General features: G+C 60.9%; 18 protein-coding genes and 1 pseudogene. 9 read left to right on the forward strand and 10 right to left on the reverse strand.

Going from position 1 to position 17,601, the window contains the following annotated elements; translation table 11 throughout:
- Positions 1–66: 66 nt before the first annotated feature.
- From M1D34_RS25950 to M1D34_RS25960, 3 genes are all read right to left on the reverse strand, one after another.
- Positions 67–459 (reverse strand): hypothetical protein, encoded by a 393-nt coding sequence (locus M1D34_RS25950; RefSeq protein WP_498785365.1) that lies wholly within the window; start codon positions 457–459, stop codon positions 67–69.
- A 72-nt stretch (positions 460–531) separates the two neighbouring features.
- Positions 532–2,166 (reverse strand): chaperonin GroEL, encoded by a 1,635-nt coding sequence (gene groL, locus M1D34_RS25955; RefSeq protein ID WP_498785367.1) that lies wholly within the window; start codon positions 2,164–2,166, stop codon positions 532–534.
- Between the two features lie 48 nt (positions 2,167–2,214).
- A complete protein-coding gene (locus M1D34_RS25960; protein WP_498785369.1) occupies positions 2,215–2,529 on the reverse strand; it encodes a co-chaperone GroES in 315 nt (104 codons plus the stop codon).
- Between the two features lie 537 nt (positions 2,530–3,066).
- Here M1D34_RS25960 and M1D34_RS25965 point away from each other — a divergent pair.
- The 4 genes from M1D34_RS25965 (at position 3,067) to M1D34_RS25980 (ending at position 5,228) form a co-directional block, all read left to right on the forward strand.
- Positions 3,067–3,276 (forward strand): cold-shock protein, encoded by a 210-nt coding sequence (locus M1D34_RS25965; protein WP_003525310.1) that lies wholly within the window; start codon positions 3,067–3,069, stop codon positions 3,274–3,276.
- 130 nt (positions 3,277–3,406) lie between these two features.
- Entirely contained in the window at positions 3,407–3,787 is a 381-nt protein-coding gene (locus M1D34_RS25970) for a DUF6481 family protein (protein WP_498785371.1), read from the forward strand.
- An 86-nt stretch (positions 3,788–3,873) separates the two neighbouring features.
- Positions 3,874–4,944 (forward strand): fatty acid desaturase, encoded by a 1,071-nt coding sequence (locus M1D34_RS25975; RefSeq protein WP_498785373.1) that lies wholly within the window; start codon positions 3,874–3,876, stop codon positions 4,942–4,944.
- Positions 4,941–5,228 carry a hypothetical protein gene (locus tag M1D34_RS25980; RefSeq protein ID WP_498785375.1) on the forward strand — a complete coding sequence of 96 codons (288 nt, stop codon included), beginning with the start codon at positions 4,941–4,943 and terminating at the stop codon, positions 5,226–5,228. Before M1D34_RS25975 ends, M1D34_RS25980 begins: the two co-directional genes overlap by 4 nt.
- A 118-nt stretch (positions 5,229–5,346) precedes the next feature.
- Here M1D34_RS25980 and M1D34_RS25985 read toward each other — a convergent pair whose 3' ends face one another.
- Both M1D34_RS25985 and M1D34_RS25990 read right to left on the reverse strand, forming a co-directional pair.
- Positions 5,347–5,952, reverse strand: coding sequence for a general stress protein (locus M1D34_RS25985; protein WP_498785377.1), 606 nt, complete (start codon positions 5,950–5,952; stop codon positions 5,347–5,349).
- 34 nt (positions 5,953–5,986) lie between these two features.
- Positions 5,987–6,301 carry a PepSY domain-containing protein gene (locus M1D34_RS25990; protein WP_498785379.1) on the reverse strand — a complete coding sequence of 105 codons (315 nt, stop codon included), beginning with the start codon at positions 6,299–6,301 and terminating at the stop codon, positions 5,987–5,989.
- 193 nt (positions 6,302–6,494) lie between these two features.
- Between M1D34_RS25990 and M1D34_RS25995 the strand changes: the two genes are divergently transcribed.
- Complete coding sequence (locus M1D34_RS25995; protein WP_498785381.1) at positions 6,495–8,504, forward strand: AI-2E family transporter; 2,010 nt, start codon at positions 6,495–6,497, stop codon at positions 8,502–8,504.
- A gap of 85 nt (positions 8,505–8,589) precedes the next feature.
- Positions 8,590–10,779: a putative bifunctional diguanylate cyclase/phosphodiesterase gene (locus tag M1D34_RS26000; protein ID WP_498785383.1), complete on the forward strand. Its 2,190-nt coding sequence runs from the start codon at positions 8,590–8,592 to the stop codon at positions 10,777–10,779.
- Positions 10,780–10,856: 77 nt separating this feature from the next.
- On the opposite strand, the pseudogene M1D34_RS26005 reads toward M1D34_RS26000, so the two are convergent.
- From M1D34_RS26005 to M1D34_RS26015, 3 genes and pseudogenes are all read right to left on the reverse strand, one after another.
- Positions 10,857–11,331, reverse strand: a pseudogene (locus tag M1D34_RS26005) (VOC family protein).
- 101 nt (positions 11,332–11,432) lie between these two features.
- A protein-coding gene (locus M1D34_RS26010; protein ID WP_498779537.1) for an IS630 family transposase occupies positions 11,433–12,376 on the reverse strand; the annotation gives its coding sequence in 2 pieces (ribosomal slippage) (positions 11,433–12,040 and positions 12,040–12,376; 945 coding nt in all).
- A gap of 306 nt (positions 12,377–12,682) precedes the next feature.
- Positions 12,683–14,086 (reverse strand): S8 family serine peptidase, encoded by a 1,404-nt coding sequence (locus M1D34_RS26015; RefSeq protein WP_498785385.1) that lies wholly within the window; start codon positions 14,084–14,086, stop codon positions 12,683–12,685.
- Positions 14,087–14,230: 144 nt separating this feature from the next.
- Here M1D34_RS26015 and M1D34_RS26020 point away from each other — a divergent pair, with 144 nt between their 5' ends.
- Together M1D34_RS26020 and M1D34_RS26025 are read left to right on the forward strand one after the other, a co-directional pair.
- Positions 14,231–14,773, forward strand: a complete 543-nt coding sequence (locus M1D34_RS26020) for an RNA polymerase sigma factor (RefSeq protein ID WP_498785387.1) — start codon at positions 14,231–14,233, stop codon at positions 14,771–14,773.
- Positions 14,770–15,555 (forward strand): anti-sigma factor family protein, encoded by a 786-nt coding sequence (locus M1D34_RS26025; RefSeq protein ID WP_498785389.1) that lies wholly within the window; start codon positions 14,770–14,772, stop codon positions 15,553–15,555. Before M1D34_RS26020 ends, M1D34_RS26025 begins: the two co-directional genes overlap by 4 nt.
- A gap of 35 nt (positions 15,556–15,590) precedes the next feature.
- Here M1D34_RS26025 and M1D34_RS26030 read toward each other — a convergent pair whose 3' ends face one another.
- Together M1D34_RS26030 and M1D34_RS26035 are read right to left on the reverse strand one after the other, a co-directional pair.
- The gene (locus M1D34_RS26030) at positions 15,591–16,064 is read right to left on the reverse strand and encodes a hypothetical protein (RefSeq protein WP_498785391.1); all 474 of its coding nucleotides are present in this window, start codon (positions 16,062–16,064) and stop codon (positions 15,591–15,593) included.
- 130 nt (positions 16,065–16,194) lie between these two features.
- Positions 16,195–16,908, reverse strand: coding sequence for a DUF6065 family protein (locus M1D34_RS26035; protein WP_498785393.1), 714 nt, complete (start codon positions 16,906–16,908; stop codon positions 16,195–16,197).
- A gap of 179 nt (positions 16,909–17,087) precedes the next feature.
- Here M1D34_RS26035 and greA point away from each other — a divergent pair, with 179 nt between their 5' ends.
- A complete protein-coding gene (gene greA / locus M1D34_RS26040; RefSeq protein ID WP_498785394.1) occupies positions 17,088–17,570 on the forward strand; it encodes a transcription elongation factor GreA in 483 nt (160 codons plus the stop codon).
- Positions 17,571–17,601 lie beyond the last annotated feature (31 nt).

Here is a 17,601-nt window from a genome sequence, read left to right on the forward strand (position 1 = left end):
CGTTCTCCTGATCTGACGGATTGAAGCGCTCCAAACAAACGCAGGAGCGCTTTTCAGATTTTGCGCTCAGATGGCCAGAGCGGTGGCACAACCTTGAACGCTGCGGCTGTCGGGCGCGGTCTGGCCCGGCATCGTCGCCCAACCGCCGGCCTCTACGTATTGACGCTTCTTGTAACCGTCGGTGATTGCCTTGAACTCGATCAGCTTTGCGGCCGCGTCCGGCGCGGCGTTAAACCGCTCGACGCATATGGCGGATGCCAGTTCACCGCGTGCGATGTCGGCTGCGGCCGCTGCCGCCGTGCGGGACGTGCCGCCTGTCACCCAGCCGCCCCAGTTGAAGCCGACGATCATCGTTGCGGCTGCCGTGGCGGCGCATGCCCATACGAGGATCGCCTTGGATGGCTTGTAGCTGTCGAATTGCTGGGTGATTGACGTCTTGCTGCTGTTCTCTATGGCCATTGGAAGCTCCCCCTCCGTCGTTGTTCGCGTTTCGCCGCCCGGCCACCCGGCCGAACGGTTCAGGCACTGCTCTCAGTATCCCATACTGCCCATGGCGCCGTTTCCGGTGCCTTGGGGAGACCCCTTCTCGGGAATATCGGCGATCATGGCTTCGGCGGTGATCAGAAGAGCCGCGATCGAGCCGGCGTCCCGCAAGGCTGTCCGCACGACCTTGGCGGGATCGACGATGCCCGCCTTGATCATATCGACATAGGTTTCCGTCTGTGCGTCGAAGCCCTGGTTGTGATCCTCGCTGTCGACGAGTTTTCCGACAACGATAGAACCTTCGACACCGGCATTGTCGGCGATCTGGCGGATTGGTGCTTCCAGTGCCCGGCGCACGATCGAGATGCCTGCGGCTACGTCGGCGTTCTCGTCGGTGAGACCGACAAGGGCTGATTTTGCCCGTAGCAGCGCCACTCCGCCGCCGGGAACGATGCCTTCCTCGACCGCCGCGCGCGTAGCGTTCAGGGCATCGTCGATGCGATCCTTCTTTTCCTTCACTTCAAGCTCGGTCGCGCCGCCGACGCGGATGACCGCAACGCCGCCGGCGAGTTTCGCCAGCCGCTCCTGCAGCTTTTCCTTGTCGTAGTCGGACGCCGTCTCCTCGATCTGCGCCTTGATCTGGCTGATGCGCGCCTGGATGGAGGCTTGGTCGCCGGAGCCGTCGATGATTGTGGTCGTGTCCTTCTCGATCAGCACCCGCCTGGCGCGGCCAAGCATATCGAGTGTGACGTTCTCAAGCTTGATGCCCAGATCCTCGGAGATCGTCTGGCCGGCCGTCAGAACGGCAATGTCTTCCAGCATGGCCTTGCGGCGGTCGCCGAAGCCGGGCGCCTTGACGGCCGCAATCTTCAGGCCGCCTCGCAACCTGTTGACGACGAGCGTTGCCAGCACTTCGCCTTCGACGTCTTCGGAGATGATCAGCAACGGTTTCCCGCTCTGCACCACGGCCTCCAGGATAGGCAGCATAGCCTGCAGGTTGCCGAGCTTCTTCTCGTGGATGAGGATATAGGGATCCTCCAGTTCCACGCGCATCTTCTCGGCATTGGTCACGAAATACGGCGAAAGATAACCGCGGTCGAACTGCATGCCCTCGACGACGTCGAGTTCGGTATCGGCCGTCCTGGCCTCTTCGACGGTAATGACACCCTCGTTGCCAACCTTCTCCATCGCCCTTGCGATCATTTCGCCGACGCTGGCGTCGCCATTGGCGGCAATCGTGCCGACCTGCGCGATCTCGCTCGACGAGATGACCTTCGTGGCGCGCACCTTGATTTCCGCGAGGACGGCGGCAACGCCAAGATCGATGCCGCGCTTTAGGTCCATTGGGTTCATGCCCACCGAAACCAGCTTCGCACCTTCGCGAAAGATCGACGCGGCGAGCACGGTAGCGGTCGTGGTGCCGTCGCCGGCAAGGTCATTGGTCTTTGACGCTACCTCGCGCACCATCTGCGCACCCATATTCTCGAACTTGTCTTCAAGCTCGATTTCCTTGGCGACGGAGACGCCGTCCTTGGTGATGCGTGGAGCGCCATAGGACTTGTCGATGACGACATTGCGGCCCTTCGGGCCGAGCGTCACCTTGACGGCATTGTTGAGCAATTCCACGCCGCGAAGCAGGCGATCGCGGGCATCAGTGGAGAAGATGATTTGTTTGGCGGACATTTTCTTTGGCCAGTTCGGGCTTGAGATAAGGGATCGGAATTCGACGGATCAGGCAGCATTGGCGGTCGCGACGGTGTCCGCGACGATGCCCATGATGTCGGATTCCTTCATGATCAGTAGGTCTTCGCCATCGATCTTGACCTCTGTTCCGGACCATTTACCGAACAGGATCGTGTCGCCGATCTTGACGTCGAGCGGGATCAGCTTTCCGCTTTCGTCGCGGGAGCCGGGACCGACGGCGATCACTTCGCCTTCTTGGGGCTTTTCCTTGGCGGTGTCGGGGATGATGATCCCGCCCTTGGATTTGATGTTACCTTCGGCGCGTCGGATGACGACGCGGTCGAGGAGCGGGCGAAATGTCATGGGATTCTTTCTGCGACCGGCGTATAGGGCGGCTGCAACTCCTAAATAGCATCGACGGCAATCGATTAATAGGAGTGCAAAGAAATATTATTCGCAGCGGAATACGACGTGAAATTAGTGCCTGCAATCTGCGCAAATTGTTGTCTGGTAGAAACCAAGTAATATTTTGACGGACCTGAATTGCCTTTTTCCGCGGCAAGATAATAGCTAGGAAGAGTAGGAATCCGTACGTTCCTTAGTTGAAAACACTTCGAAGCGTAGGGGTATACTCAGCTCATTTGGCCTGGCCGCGGGTGCACCCGATGGGAAGGAAACGCGCCGCTTGGATTTCTCTACCAAAGATTGTATTCGATTTTTCTGAAAACAAAAAGTTGACATAGCCTCCGCTCCCGTCTATGAGAGGACATCGATACTTTGTTTGCCGATATTTGTTTTGCTGCGCTTTGCGCGTCTCTTGACGAACTTCCCTCTCTCAAAAGTCGAAACCCCGCTGTGCGTCGCCCAGCGGTGATCTATGTTGCTAAGAAAGGGTTCGTTATGACCACTGGCACAGTTAAATGGTTCAATTCCACCAAGGGCTTCGGTTTCATCGAGCCTGACGACGGCAGCGCCGATGTGTTCGTTCACATCTCTGCTGTTGAACGCGCAGGCATGAACTCGATTGTCGAAGGTCAGAAACTCGGCTTCGAGCTCGAGCGCGACAACAAGTCGGGCAAAATGTCCGCAGGCCAGCTCCGCGCTGCCTGATGCTTTTTCGCCGCTGATGACCACGGATGTACTGGCATCGCGGCAAGAGGTTCGAAGAGGCCAGGCAAATGTCTGGCCTTTTCCCGTTCAAGACATTCTACGCGACCAAACCATATCAAAGGAATAACTATTGAGACACCCGAGCGACAACGGCTTTGCCGAACGACGCAATGCCGCAGCAGATGCAAAGCGCCAGCTTCTGACAAAATTTGCATCCGCTCCCAAGCCGACCGACCCTGAAATGCAGGAAAAACTGGCTGCGCGCGAAGTGGCCAACCGTGCCAGGGATGCCCGTCGCGCCGAGCGCGAAGCGCTGAAGACAGCCGAGAACGAGCGAATCCTGGCAGAAGCGGCTGCGTTGGCCGCGGCTGCCGAGGCCGAGCAAAGGGCTGAAGCCGAAGCCCGCCAGGCAGAAATTGCCAATCGGGTCTCGCGTGTCGTCGCCGACGAAGCGGCCCGCAAGGCCGAACGCGACCGCCGCTATGCGGCCCGCAAAGCCCGCCGGGCCTAATACTTCAGCACCTGCACCCGTTCCACGGGCGCAGTCCATTCCCCTGGCAGATGATCACGGGGCGAGCGAAAAACGGACCGGTTATAATGAGCGCACATGTCTATCCACCCGCTTCACTTGTTGAAGACAATGCTGGAGCGTGGTTGAAGACGCTGGCGAAATACCGGCAGCCCCGTCTGGGGCGTAGCGCCTTCGAACTGTTCGTCACTCTCGTTCCTTTTGCCATCTTCTGGGCAGCGGCCTGCCTTTCGCTGGCCAACGGCTTCTGGCCCGGGCTGATTGCAATCCTTCCTGCCAGCGCCTTCCTGCTCCGATTGTTCATGATCCAGCACGATTGCGGCCACGGCTCGTTTTTTGCCCGTCGCGGGCTCGATGACTGGACCGGCCGCCTGCTCGGGGTCCTGACCCTGACCCCTTACGACTATTGGAGGCGTGGACACGCCGCCCATCATGCGACTGCGGGCAATCTCGACCAACGCGGGGTTGGTGACATCACCACGCTGACGATTGCCGAATACCGTGCCCGTTCGCCGATGAAGCGCCTCGGCTACCGACTGTACCGGCACCCGCTCGTCATGTTCGGCATCGGGCCGGCCTGGCTCTTCCTGTTCAAGCAACGCCTGCCGTTCGGGATGATGAACTCGGGTGCTCTGCCTTGGGTTTCGACCATGGCGACGAACCTTGCGATCTTCATGCTGGCCGGCTTGATGGTGTGGGCCGTCGGGTTGGGAACGTTTCTCCTGATCCATCTTCCGGTCGTGCTGCTCGCAGGTGCAGCCGGCGTTTGGCTCTTCTATGTGCAGCACCAGTTCGAGGAGACCCACTGGTCGGCGGGCGAGGATTGGCGGTTTCCCCAAGCGGCGCTGCATGGCGCCTCGCATTACGATCTTCCCCCGGTGCTGCGGTGGCTCACCGGCAATATCGGCATTCATCACGTGCACCACCTGTCCAGCCGGATTCCCTATTACCGTCTGCCGGAAGTACTGCGTGACCATCCGCAACTTGCCGGCATCGGCCGGATCACCCTGTGGGACAGCCTCAGATGCGTCAGGCTCGTGCTCTGGGACGACCGGCGCCGGAGGCTGGTTTCATTCCACGACGCCGCAGGGTCGCTGCGCCGCTCCCTTACCGAAGATGGACGAAAGACGACGACATGATTGAATTGACGCCAACGCAGATCCGCGGTCTGAAGCTCGCCAAGGACGGTGATGTCCATCCCCAGGGTGGGAAGAGATGGACGCACCTGAATGCCCAGGTCACCTATGCGAAACAGGACCGGTTCAAGGAACGGCCGCAAAAGATCAAGTTCCTTACGACCGCGACCCTGAACGAGCTGCGCGAGTACAGGCTCGTGAAGGCGCTCGATACGGATGTTCCGCCAGACGAGTCGGCTCACGGCATTACCATGGCCGGCAAGATGCTGCTTCTGAAGATCAAGTGAGCACGCCCCAGAAGAAACATGGGGCGCGCGCACTACCGATTTTGGGTCGACGGCCGCGGAGATAGCTGCGAGGGCCGGCGGTCGTTGCGCCCCGCATCGGCGGACGTCAGCCCTGCCGTTATGGCATCATGCCGCGGTACCGCTCACGCTCGCGTTCCACCTGATCGAGCGTGTATGGATCGGCATTTTCGTCGAAACGCGACCATCCTTCCTGGGCATAGATGCTTCTGCGGGCCGCAGGATCCACGATTTTGCGCTGTTTCAGGATCGCTTCTGCTCGGGGTGCGACACTGTCCTCGACCCTTGCCGTGACCAGAGTGCCCCCTCTGCGAACGCCCTCGGCGTAGACATGGGCGTCTTCTTCATCGACCCCGGAATCGGTCAGTGCACCGATCAGGCCACCGGCTGCGCCCCCGGCGATTGCGCCGGCCGCCGCGCCGGCCGCAGTGGAGGCAAGCCACCCGGCAGCGACCACTGGGCCGACTCCAGGAATGGCCATCAGGCCAAGCCCCGTCAGAAGGCCGACGACGCCGCCTCCGGCAGCGCCAAGGCCAGCTCCGGCACCGGCGCCTTCGGCCGCGTTCGAGCCGTCCGACGAGTAGCGATCGCCGGTGTTGTTCGCGACGATGCTGATGTCGTCTGAAGGAACGCCTGCCGTTTCCAGATCGCTTACGGCTTCGCGAGCATCTGCATAGTCGTCAAAGAGCCCTGTTACGGTTCTCATATTCGTTCTCCCTTTTCCTTTGGAAGTCTGTGGACTACTGCGCTGTTACGTTGCCCTGGTAGTCGAGAGCGACCGAAACGGATTTGCCCTCCTTCATCGCAGTTGCCTGCCACACACCCTTGTCGTCGAGCTTCAATCCGCTGACCTCGGTATATCCGGCCTCTTCGATCCGTTCCTTCGCTTGCGCTTCAGTGAAGCTGTTTGCGCCTTCGACCGGTGCCGTCGGGTTCTGCGTGTCGGGCGTTGCCACTGCAGGCGTTTCTCCTTCCGGTGAGGGCGTCGTCTGCGCGAGTGATGTGGTGGCCACGGCGCTCATCAGTGCTGCCGCGGCAATGATCATATTTTTCATGTGGTTACCTCTTCAGAAGACCGCGATTAATCCCCCGTCGCAGAAACCCGCCGGGCGGAGAATGGTTCCCGGCGCGATGCTCGGGCTTGCCATGCTGGTGGGCGGCGTCAAACACTGCCCTACCTTCTTGCACAAGGTTCCTTGCCTGGGTCGCAGCTCAAGCGACCGTTTGAGTGATGTGGTGGAGGGTACGGTGCTGAAGTTCTCGCGTGGCATTGACCAGGATCGTGCAGCCGCCGCAGGCGGCCTACAGCAAATCGCGTTTGCGCGCGGCGCAGCAGCCGCGGCGCAGCCGTCACGTCTACCGACCCTCGTCGCAACCGCTGCCACGGTTGCCGTCCTCTATTTCGCCCGCGACGTCTTCCTGCCGCTGGCTATCGCCATTCTGCTCACCTTTGCGCTCGCGCCGCTGGTTTCGAGGCTGCGTCGAGTCGGTTGTCCCCGTTCGGTGGCCGTCGTCGGGACGGTTACGGCGGCTTTTCTGTTTCTGTCTGCGTTCGGCGTGGTCATAGCGATGCAAGTGAGCGAGGTGGCTCAGAACCTGCCGACCTATCAATACAACATCGTCGAGAAGGTCAGGACCCTCAAGGAGACCGGGTCGGAAAGCCAGATCCTTGAACGCATTGGCCGCGTGATAGAGAGGATCAGCACGGAGATCAGCCGGCCCGAACCCGAGATGCGCGCCTCTCCCGAACCGGCGCCGGAGCCCAAGCCGCTACTCGTGGAGATTTTTTCCCCACAACGTCCCATCGAGACACTGAAGAATATCATCAATCCTCTGCTTGGCCCGTTGGCCACGACCGGCCTCGTCATCGTCGTGGTCATCTTCATGCTGTTCGAGAGGGAGGAACTGCGCGACCGTTTCATTCGGCTGGTGGGCTACGGTGACCTGCATCGAACGACCGAAGCACTTCAGGACGCGGGCGCTCGCGTCGGCCGTTATCTGCTCATGCAGTTGGTCGTCAACATCACCTACGGCATTCCGCTGGCCATCGGCCTGTCGCTGCTCGGTATCCCCAATGCGGTCCTCTGGGGGATGCTCGCCATCGTACTGCGCTTCGTCCCCTATATCGGACCTGTGATCGCCGCGGCTCTGCCGTTGTTCCTCGCGTTTGCCGCGGCACCTGGATGGAGCCTGCTCGTTTGGACGGCAGCCTTGTTCATTGTACTAGAACTCTTGAGCAACAATGTCGTCGAGCCTTGGCTTTACGGTTCCCGCACCGGTCTGTCGCCGCTTGCGATCATCGTCGCGGCGATCTTCTGGGCATGGCTTTGGGGGCCGGTCGGATTGGTGCTGTCGACGCCGCTCACCGTGTGCCTTGTCGTTCTCGGTCGTCATGTCCCGCAGTTCGAATTTCTGGAGATTCTGCTGGGCAATGAACCCGTGCTCGATCCGAAGGAGCGCCTCTATCAGCGTCTGCTCGCCGGAGATCCGGATGAGGCGACGGACAATGCGGAAGACATGCTGGAGGAGAAGTATCTCGTCGAGTTCTACGACACGGTTGCTATCCCCGCACTGCTCCTGGCAGAGCGGGACCGCGCACGGGGCGCCCTGACGAATGCCCAGGCGGCTCAGATTGCCCAGAGTGCGAACACCCTCATCGCCAATCTCGAGGAGATTGCCGGCGAAGAGGAAGGGGAGGAGGAAACAGGCGCGGAAGCGCAGGAAAGTGATGGTGATGGTGATGCAGACGAATATGATCTTCCCCCCGGCGACGGGAAGTCCATCCTTTGCGTCGGAGGGCGCAGTGATCTCGATGACGTTACCGCATCGATGCTCGCCCAAACCCTTTGGATTCAGGGCGCCGATGCGGCCCACGCCGGTCATGAAGTCCTCAAGGCGGGCAATATAAAGGCTTTGAAGCTAGAGGGGCGCAACGCGGTCGTCCTGAGCGTTCTCGACCGGGATTTCATGAGACATGCCAAGTTTACCGTGCGTCGATTGAAACGCATGGCGCCTGCGGCGCGCATCGGGATCGTTCTGTGGCAAGAGGATGGCCGACCGGGAACAACCGAGAGAGACCAACTTATTGAATCGTTGCAGGCGGACTTCGTGGTATTCGGGATGGGGGATGCCGTCCGCGAGGCGCTTTCGGACGAATTGCCTCGGTCTTTGAAACTTGCCCATCCAAAGATCGCACCCGGATATGCCATGCGGAAAAGCAAGCGTGCGGATAGGGGAAGCACGGTCAAAGCGGAGTAGATCATGAGATGCGGCCGGCGTGCGGAGCTTACGGGGTTTTAAGACGTTCAGCTCAATGATGAGCAGCCTATCAGGAGGAGTGTGGATGCGGTTGGTGGATGGCAAAGTCGCGGTTTTCAGGTGGATGCTGCCCTTGGCCATCGCAATGGCTTTGATGGGAGGCATATACCTCGCCGTCCGCTGGTCGACGCAGCAATCGGACGCTGTGGCGGTGAAGCGGCAGCAACAACTCGTCGAGCTTGTCATCTCCAAGATGCAAGGCAGCATCGCCCATGATCAGGAGAGCGTTACCGTCTGGGATGACGCCGTCAGAAAAGTGTCGCAGGAATGGGATCGGCGGTGGGTCGATTCCAACCTGGGTAGCTGGATGAACAGTTATTTCCGACACGATGGCGCATTCGTGATCAGTCCGGATCGTAAGCCGTTATACGCCTTTCTTGCCGGCCAGACCGACGAGCAGGAAGCTTTCAGCAAGATAGAACCCGAAGCCATGCCGCTCATCGCCAAGCTGCAAGAGAGGCTCGCAGCCGGCGACGAGGGGGGAACGAGCGAGCAGGTGCTGTCCATCGGCGAGAGCGATCTGGTTCGCATCGGGGGCCGCCCGGCGGTAGTCAGCGTGAAGCCCATCGTGTCGGACACCGGCGATATCGTTCAGGAGCCCGGTAGGGAATTTCTGCACTTGGCGGTCCGTTTTCTTGACGGCGGTTTCCTCACTCATCTCGGTGAGGATTATGGTTTTGAGGACCTGCGCTTTTCCGTTTTGCCCGAACTCGGTGGGCAGCGCTCCTATGCTCCGATCGTTTCATCATCCGCAGAAACGATAGGATATTTTTCATGGCTCCCGTTCAGGCCCGGTGCCGATGTGATGAAGGCCACGGCGCCGGTGCTTCTGGTCGCCGGTGCCCTTCTCTTTGTCCTCACGAGCGCGCTCAGTATCGTCCTGCGGAGGCGGTCGAGACGCCTGCAGGAAAGCCAGGCAGAACTCAACCATCTGGCGCGTCACGATCCGTTGACCGGGCTCGCCAACCGTGCGTCTTTCAACCGGTTGCTGGCGCGGGTCGTCGCTACGTCGACAGCCGACCAGACTAATGCTCTTCTGTACCTCGATCTCGACCGCTTCAAGCAAGTGAACGACACACTCGGCCATCCCGTTGGCGATCGGCTGATGGTCGAGGTCGCGAAGCGGCTTGAGGAAACCGCTGCTGGTGCTGCTATTTCCAGAATTGGCGGTGATGAGTTTACCATCGTCGTCGAACGCACCCGCCACGACCAGGTGGAGAAGCTCTGTGACTCGCTGATCGCTGCAATCCGCCGGCCTTTCGAGATAGACGGACAGCCCATTCTCATCGGGCTTTCGATAGGTGTGGCCGTCGCGACCGGGAATGGCGCCGATCCCGTCGAGATCACGCGGAAGGCCGATATCGCGCTCTACCACGCCAAATCGGCCGGGCGGAACCGGTACGCAGTGTTTGGCCCTCACATGGACGAACTGATCAGGACGAAGCGGGATCTGGAACAGGATCTGCGAGCGGCGCTGGATGCAGGCAATCAGCTCGAAGTCTTCTACCAGCCCGTATATTCGGCGCAGTCCCACGAGATAAGCTCGCTGGAAGCTCTTATTCGCTGGCGGCACCCGAGCAAAGGCAACGTAGCACCGGATGCCTTCGTTCCGCTTGCGGAGGCTGCCGGCCTTATCGATCGGCTCGGCGCCTTCGTGCTGAAGGAAGCCTGTTCTACCGCGCGTGAATTTCCGGGCCTCGACATTGCAGTGAACGTCTCCGCGGTCGAGCTTGGACAACGACATTATGCTGCTCAAGTTCTCTCACTGCTGCGGCAGTTCGGGATCGAGCCGCAGAGACTGGAGCTCGAGATCACCGAAACGGCTCTCCTTGACGAAGCCGGCGTCTGCGAAAAAAACATCACGGCGCTACGCGAGTTCGGCGTCAAGTTCGCACTTGACGATTTCGGTACGGGCTTCTCCTCATTCGGGCGGTTGCAGCGCCTGGAGGTCGACCGGATCAAGATCGATCGCTCTTTCGTCCACGCTTTCGACCGGCCCGGTGGCGGTGTGGCGGTCGTGGAGTCCATCGTCGGCGTCGCACATGCGAAAGGCCTGCGCATCACCGCCGAAGGCGTGGAGACCGAGGAGCAGAGCGAGATCCTGCGCAAGCTTGGCTGTGACGAATTGCAGGGCTTCCATTTGTCCAGGCCTATGTCGAAGAATTCACTTCGTCAGCTTCTTGGCACAGACAAGGCTCAAGGAACCTCCTTCTAGCTGCCGGTCCGAGCGTCTGCACCAGGGACACGCGGACGCACTCTTGCCGCAAACTGGGCCGCAGCCTCGGTGGAGCATCAACCACGCCGCGCCGCCTCGATAGCAGCGACGTCTATTTTTCTCATGTCCATCATCGCCGTGAACGCGCGCTTTGCTTCGTCGCCGCCAGCCGCCATCGCGTCAGTTAGCACGCGGGGCGTGATTTGCCAGGAAATCCCCCATTTGTCCTTGCACCAGCCGCAGGCGCTTTCCTGGCCGCCATTGCCGACGATGGCATTCCAGTAGCGATCGGTCTCTTCCTGATCGGCGGTGGCGATCTGGAACGAGAAGGCCTCGTTGTGCTTGAACGCGGGACACCCGTTGAGGCCGATACAGGGAATGCCCGCAACGGTGAAGTCGACCGTCAAATACGTCGCCCTCTTTGCCTGCGGGGTAGTCACCGGGTGCGCGGTGTACGGCACTCACCATGCTGTCAGGAAAGATCTCGCAGTAAAAGCGGGCGGCAGCCTCGGCGTCCTTATCGTACCAGAGGCAAATCGTATTCTTCGCCATTGCGTGGTCCTTTCGCTTTGGAACATTCGGCTTTGAGCCGCAACCGGCCGACATTGGGAAATCACCCGCCCGGCCACCAGTGAACCTAGAGCACGTCCACTTTAAACCGGGTCATATCCTGCTGCTGCGAAGTAGTTCGCACACTCTTGCGGCTCGAAGAGTTTGACGATGTCGCCAACGGTGTTCCACAGGGCGTCGACGGAGCGTTCGGCCCGTGCCCGCAGAAGCGCCTTGAGCTTTGAGAAGGCGTTTTCGATCGGGTTGAAGTCGGGGCTGTAGGGCGGGAGATAGAGCAGCGTGCAGCCGGCGGTTTCTATGGCCTGTCGGATGCCATCCGCCTTGTGGGCCGGCAGGTTGTCCATGACGACGATGTCGCCGGGCGTGAGGGTCGGCACGAGAACCTGCTCGACATAGGCCCGGAAAGCCACTCCATTCATCGCCCCGTCAAGGACCATCGGCGCGGTCATGCCGGAGAGCCTGAGCGCCCCGGTGAACGTCGTAGTTTTCCAATGGCCGTGCGGAACGCCCGATCGGCAACGCTCTCCGCGCGGCGCGCGACCGCGAAGCCGGGACATCTTCGTGGAAAGACCCGTCTCGTCTATGAAGACGAGGCGGGCTGGATCGAGATCAAGCTGGGCATCGAACCAGTCCTGACGCCGCTTCAGGAGGTCTGGCCGCTCCTGCTCCAATGCATGTGCGGTCTTTTTTTGAATGTGAAGCCGCGCTTGCGCAGCCAGACGTCGAGGGTGCTGCGGCCGATAGAGACGGATCGGTCCTCTTCCAGACGCAAAACCATCTCGTTCAGCGTGATGTCCTTCGACGCCTCGATCATGCCGATGATGAAAGCCTCATGATCGTCGAGACGGGAACCTCCAGGTCGACCCTGCTTGGCAGCGCTCACCTGACCCTGCCGAGCGCTCGCGATCCAGGCAATCGCCGTTGAAATCCCGATCCCGAACCGCGCTGCAGCCGACCGTGCGGACATCCCACCAGCCGACGCAGCCAGAACCCGGTGGCGAAGATCATCACTCAATGCTCGGGCCATGTTCCCTCCGACAAATCAAAGACAGGAGGAGGGAATCACAGAACGCTCTGAAAAGGAATCCTCACGCCGATTCCGCTTTCATCGGACGCGCTCTAGAGCTATCTCACGGAAGAGGCTCCCATTATGGGCTTCGAAAGTCGCACGGGATCACGAAGTATTCAATGCGCCCGCAAGAAAAGCTGGGCACATCGACCTCGCAACGCTGCAGCGTCTTCACGCAGCGCCGATGGCGCGGCTGTTGCGAGTGGCCGGCCGATGGGTTTGGCCCTTCCCATGCACGTCTTGCACCGGACGAAGCTGCTTAGCTCAGGACTTCGTCTTGCAAATCGCTCGCGCGTTCAACAGGCCCCAGCCGAAGACAGGATCCTTTCCCGGATCTCCGAGATCTTCGGCGTGTCCGGTCAGCCTGTCGCGGAGGATTTCCGGAGCGAGCTCCGGTTCAGATGCTTTCATCATCGCCACAGCCGCGGTCACAAAGGGGGCGGCGAAAGAGGTTCCCGTCTTCGGACGCGCGCCGCTGACCGAGGCTGCTGTCCAGACCGCCACGCCAGGGGCGGCGAAGTCGATATGCTCCCCGCGTCCGGCGCGCCTGTAAGGCCGTTTGCGTCTGTCGGTCGCGGTGACGGCAATGACCTCTTCATAGGCAGCCGGATAGACGGGCTCGGCTCTCGGACCGTCATTGCCCGAGGCGGCGACCATGATGATCCCGCGCTCCCCCGCCTTTTTTACCGCTTGTTCGAGCAGGAGATTGGGCGGGCCGGCAAGGCTGAGATTGATGACCTGAACCTGACGCCCAGCGAGGAGGTCGAGTGCGCGCGCCAGATCGAAGGCGGCGGAGCGGTCGTCTTGCCGCCCCGCCCGATGAAACGCGTCCACGGCGATGAGCTTGCCACCCGGTATCAGGCCCGGCGTACGGCTCGTGGCTGAGCCCACGAGCAAAGCCGCGACAGCGGTGCCGTGCTGCCTGCCGGACTCCGGCAGTTCGTCGTCGACGAGGCGGATGATCTCTATGTTGCGAGCCTCGAATGCGATGTGATCGGGGTTGATCGCCGTATCGACAAGGCCGATACGCACGCCGGCCGCGCAAGTGCTAGGCCAGGATTGAGCCGAGGGCCAGCCGATCATGTCGCGTGCCAGGCAGTCGCTTGCGATGCACGGGGCATCGGGATGCTGCTCCGGCCGGAAATAATGGTTGAAGTCGATCACCGCTCGAGGGGCCACGCCGCGTGCCTGCTGCCGAGCGGCTTCCAGTGTCAGGCCTTGGGGGATGCGAAGCTTGATCACCTCGGCGCTGAATGACGCCATCGTGTTTCGTTCGAGGACCTCGAAGCCCGCGGCCGTCAACTGGCCGAGTTCCGTCGGGCTGAAACCCAGTCCGACGATCTCATCGGGCGCTCGTGTCGGTGCGGCGGGTGCGGCTGCGCGCGAGCGCCGCGGGGTGCTCCGACGTGGCAGGAACTCTCGGAATGGAAACAGGCTCTTGCCGCCACTCCATCCGGCGCCGGCGCCGTAGGAGCCGGAGCGACCGGAACCGCCCGAGCCGCGGTTGCCGCCACTCCCACCGTCGTCGTCGTCGTCATCATCGGCCAGGGCGGGACCGGATCCGAGCACGTCACGCACAATAATGTTCCCGGGAGCCAGGATGTCGCCCGATACGAGTGCGATTGCAGCAATGGGAGCGATCAGAGCCAGTTTCAACGTGGTCAGCATCCGAGAACCTCGATCGGCTAGTTCAGGCTAATGAGGAGGATAGCGCATTCCTTGGACGGTGAGACCGCTACCTGTAGATTGTGTCAGAACGGCTGAGTCGTCGGTCTATTCCCTCTTCTAGCCCAAATTGCGGAGTTTCGGGACATGAGCAATGCGGTGAAGGATGTCGGCGAACGCCTCATGGCGTTCCTGCCCAATCTGCGCCGCTTCGCCATCTCGCTTTGCGGCTCTCGTGATGTCGCCGATGATCTTGTGCAGGCGGCCTGCGAGCGGGCACTCGCCAGTGCCGAGCGCTTCGAGCCGGGCACGCGCTTCGACGCTTGGATATTCCGTATCCTGCGCAATCTCTGGATCGATCAGCTGCGCCGACAGAAGACCGCAGGCGTGCAGGACGATATCACCGAGCGTCATGACATCGCCGGTTCATCCGGCGAGCGTGAAGCCGAAGCGCGGCTGACCCTCAAGACCGTCGCGCAGGCGATCACCGAATTGCCGGACGAGCAGCGGGAGGTGGTTCTTCTGGTCTGCGTCGAGGAGCTATCCTACCGCGAAGCGGCCGATGTGATGGGCATTCCGATCGGTACGGTCATGAGCCGCCTGGCGAGGGCACGCAAGAGTTTGGCCGAGGCTGCCGGAATAACACAGACGACCGGACGTTCTCAGGCAATGAAGGGCGTAAACGAATGACAGGAACGGACTTCTCCGACGAGACACTGATGCGGTTCGCCGACGGCGAGCTCGACGCCGGGACGACCGCCGAAGTAGAACGGGCGATGGAAACGGATGATGCGCTGGTCGCGCGGTTGGCGCTCTTCATCGAAACGCGCCATGCGGCCAAGACCGCTATGGAGCCGCTGCTCGATGAGCCGGTACCTTCCGCACTCAAGCGTGCCGTCGAAAGAATGGTGACGGAGAAGACGTCGCCACCTGCTGTTTCGGGCACTGGCATCCTGCCCTTCCCGCGCCGCGCTGCGAACGAGTCTCGCAGAAGTCGATGGCTCGCTCCCGTCGCCGCCTCTCTGGCGGCTGTCGTTGCGGGGTTCGGCGGATACTTGCTGCGGGGAAGTGTCGAGGCGCCGATCGAGGGTGGTTTGCGCGTGGCCGCCATCGGCAGTCCTGCGCTTGACGAGGCGCTCGCCACAGTCGCCGCAGGTGAGGAACGGCGGTTGCCGGGTTCCAACCAACGTTTCCGGGCGATCGCGACATTCCGTGACAGTGCGCAGGCGCTGTGCCGCGAGTTCGAGCTGGACTCGGACGATCGCTCGACAGTGATTTCGGTTGCCTGCCGCGCCGGGTCAGAGTGGCGCGTGACTTTCGCCGTCATCGCACCCGGAGCCAGCGGCGGCTATGCTCCTGCATCTTCAACGGAAACGCTTGACGCTTACCTGACCGCGATTGATGCAGGGGCGCCGCTCGAGGCAGCGGAAGAGGCTAGAGCCCTCGGCGAACTCCGAGGTGCGCAACCGTAAGTGCATCAAAAATTGCGATCATGGAATAGAGGCGCTCACCGCCCGTTACTCCTGCGGACCGAAGAACCGGTCCGGTTTTCATAAGGAGTAGATGAGATGACTAAGAACTGGACGAAAAAGGCAATCGCCGCCAGCCTGGCGGCATTCGTGGGCTCTGCCGCCGAAGCAAGGGAATATGCCTCCTCATTTCCCGGCGTGGATCGCGCTTCGACGCAATCCGCCCAGACGACCGGCCGGACCGACGGCGAGATCATAGTCGCCGGCAACAGCTCATCCAATTCGAGTTCGAATTCCTCGAGCAATTCGAGTTCCAACTCGTCGTCCAACAGTTCCTCGAATTCGAGCTCCAATTCATCCTCGAACAGCTCGTCGAACTCATCCTCGAACCGTTCGTCCAACTCGAGCTCGAACCGTTCCGACCGGACGTACCGTCCGGGCAAGCTGTGGCACACAGGGCGCTGAGGTTGCGGGAAAGTTGAAGCTGCGACAAGAGAGCGGGGGCCGGACATTCCGGCCCCCGCTCTCTTTGACCGGACCGTTTAGAGCGTTTCACTGTCTCACTGAAACGGTGAAACGCTCTACCCTTTGGAACTACGCACCTCCGGACGGAAAACCGTTACCCACTTGCCTGGAAGTGCTCTAGCGAGCGGCGCGCGCGGACTTGCGGTACCAGCCTTCTGCGGCGATGGTGTTTCGGTGGATCATCTCGCGCTCAACAGCCTCCGCGCGGGTCTCCGCGCGGATTTCTGCCGTGACTGCCGCATCGGCACGGCGGAAGGGTATTACCTGCACAAGCGGCGTTCCCTTTTCGACGACGTGTAGGCCATCCGGCGCCATCGCGAAGAACGGAAAATGGATATGAGCGCTATAGCTGTCCGTATCGACAATCCCGGCCACGCATTCAAACGGCTGTCCCGGGCGGTTTAGCGGCGGCAGAAACAGGCAACTCCATCCGGGCGGCGTGCGGATCGACCAATAATTGTGAAACTTGCAGGGCGGGGAGGGCTCTTTCGGATTTCCCGCCACCTGATGGGCGCCGTGGTTGCTGACCATCACCCGGTCGAACTCCCAGCCGGCCTCGACGCTGCGGCCGTCATCCTTGATGTCAAGGCGCACCGTAGCGGCGATCGGCAGGATCCAGCCGGTGGTCATGGCATCGAGAAAGGGCATGCAGCGCTTGACGGTCAGACCGTTGTTGATTGCCGACAGGTGTCCTTTGTCGACCGCCGGCAGCCGGCGGAACCAATCCGGCAGAACCGATTTGGCCGGTACCGGCGGCGCGATGACGCCGTCGTCTTCCGGATGGCAGACAAACTGAATGACCTGCGGATCTTTCTTTAGGAAACTTAACATCCCGCTTCTCCCGTTGAATGACCCGGGAGTAACGGAACGGCGAGGCTTCTATTCCGTCTGGGAGCAGAAACTCGATGTGTCGACACTGTCGGCTCCTATCATCGCCCTATATAGTTCCGAGAAAATAAAGTGCGATCGCTCCGTACCGAGAGAGCGCCACGTCCAAGCGGAGTTCGCCGATGAGCGTAGCCTTCATCAAGGAAGAAAGTGCCGAAACGGCTGCTGAAACACTGCTGCCTGACCGGCCGGTCTCACCCCATCCGAACCTTGTCACGGTAACGGGATTGAAGGCTCTGGAATTGCACCTCCAACAGGCTCGCGAAGCCTACGATGCCACAAGCACGATCGAGGACGTGAACGAACGGCGGCGGCAGGCCGCGGGCCCCTTGCGTGATCTGCGCTACTTCGCGGAAAGAGTTCGAACAGCTCAGCTTGTCTCCGATCCGGCTTCATTTGATGTGGTCGCCTTTGGAAGCACGGTCACCTTCAGCCGTGATGACGGGCGGGTGCAGAAATATCGGATCGTCGGAGAGGATGAAGCCGATCCCAAGGCCGGTTCGATCTCCTACATGTCCCCGGTGGCAAGGGTTCTCATGGGCAAATCTGTCGGGGACGTCCTGAGTGTCGGCGATCAGGAGCTCGAAATCCTCGCCATCTCGTAGAGCAGATGAGGAAAAGTCTGTGCGGTTTCCG

The organism is Ensifer sp. D2-11 (assembly GCF_054161295.1).

What these genes read in the sequence shown, in the direction of transcription:
- M1D34_RS25950 (WP_498785365.1), bottom strand. Translation starts at nt 459, where the DNA reads ATGGCCATAGAGAACAGCAGCAAGACGTCAATCACCCAGCAATTCGAC.
- M1D34_RS25990 (WP_498785379.1), bottom strand. Translation starts at nt 6,301, where the DNA reads ATGAAAAATATGATCATTGCCGCGGCAGCACTGATGAGCGCCGTGGCC.
- M1D34_RS26025 (WP_498785389.1), top strand. Translation starts at nt 14,770, where the DNA reads ATGACAGGAACGGACTTCTCCGACGAGACACTGATGCGGTTCGCCGAC.
- groL (WP_498785367.1), bottom strand. Translation starts at nt 2,166, where the DNA reads ATGTCCGCCAAACAAATCATCTTCTCCACTGATGCCCGCGATCGCCTG.
- M1D34_RS26020 (WP_498785387.1), top strand. Translation starts at nt 14,231, where the DNA reads ATGAGCAATGCGGTGAAGGATGTCGGCGAACGCCTCATGGCGTTCCTG.
- greA (WP_498785394.1), top strand. Translation starts at nt 17,088, where the DNA reads ATGAGCGTAGCCTTCATCAAGGAAGAAAGTGCCGAAACGGCTGCTGAA.
- M1D34_RS26035 (WP_498785393.1), bottom strand. Translation starts at nt 16,908, where the DNA reads ATGTTAAGTTTCCTAAAGAAAGATCCGCAGGTCATTCAGTTTGTCTGC.
- M1D34_RS26000 (WP_498785383.1), top strand. Translation starts at nt 8,590, where the DNA reads ATGCGGTTGGTGGATGGCAAAGTCGCGGTTTTCAGGTGGATGCTGCCC.
- M1D34_RS26030 (WP_498785391.1), bottom strand. Translation starts at nt 16,064, where the DNA reads ATGTCCGGCCCCCGCTCTCTTGTCGCAGCTTCAACTTTCCCGCAACCT.
- M1D34_RS25965 (WP_003525310.1), top strand. Translation starts at nt 3,067, where the DNA reads ATGACCACTGGCACAGTTAAATGGTTCAATTCCACCAAGGGCTTCGGT.
- M1D34_RS25960 (WP_498785369.1), bottom strand. Translation starts at nt 2,529, where the DNA reads ATGACATTTCGCCCGCTCCTCGACCGCGTCGTCATCCGACGCGCCGAA.
- M1D34_RS25980 (WP_498785375.1), top strand. Translation starts at nt 4,941, where the DNA reads ATGATTGAATTGACGCCAACGCAGATCCGCGGTCTGAAGCTCGCCAAG.
- M1D34_RS26015 (WP_498785385.1), bottom strand. Translation starts at nt 14,086, where the DNA reads ATGCTGACCACGTTGAAACTGGCTCTGATCGCTCCCATTGCTGCAATC.
- M1D34_RS25975 (WP_498785373.1), top strand. Translation starts at nt 3,874, where the DNA reads ATGAGCGCACATGTCTATCCACCCGCTTCACTTGTTGAAGACAATGCT.
- M1D34_RS25985 (WP_498785377.1), bottom strand. Translation starts at nt 5,952, where the DNA reads ATGAGAACCGTAACAGGGCTCTTTGACGACTATGCAGATGCTCGCGAA.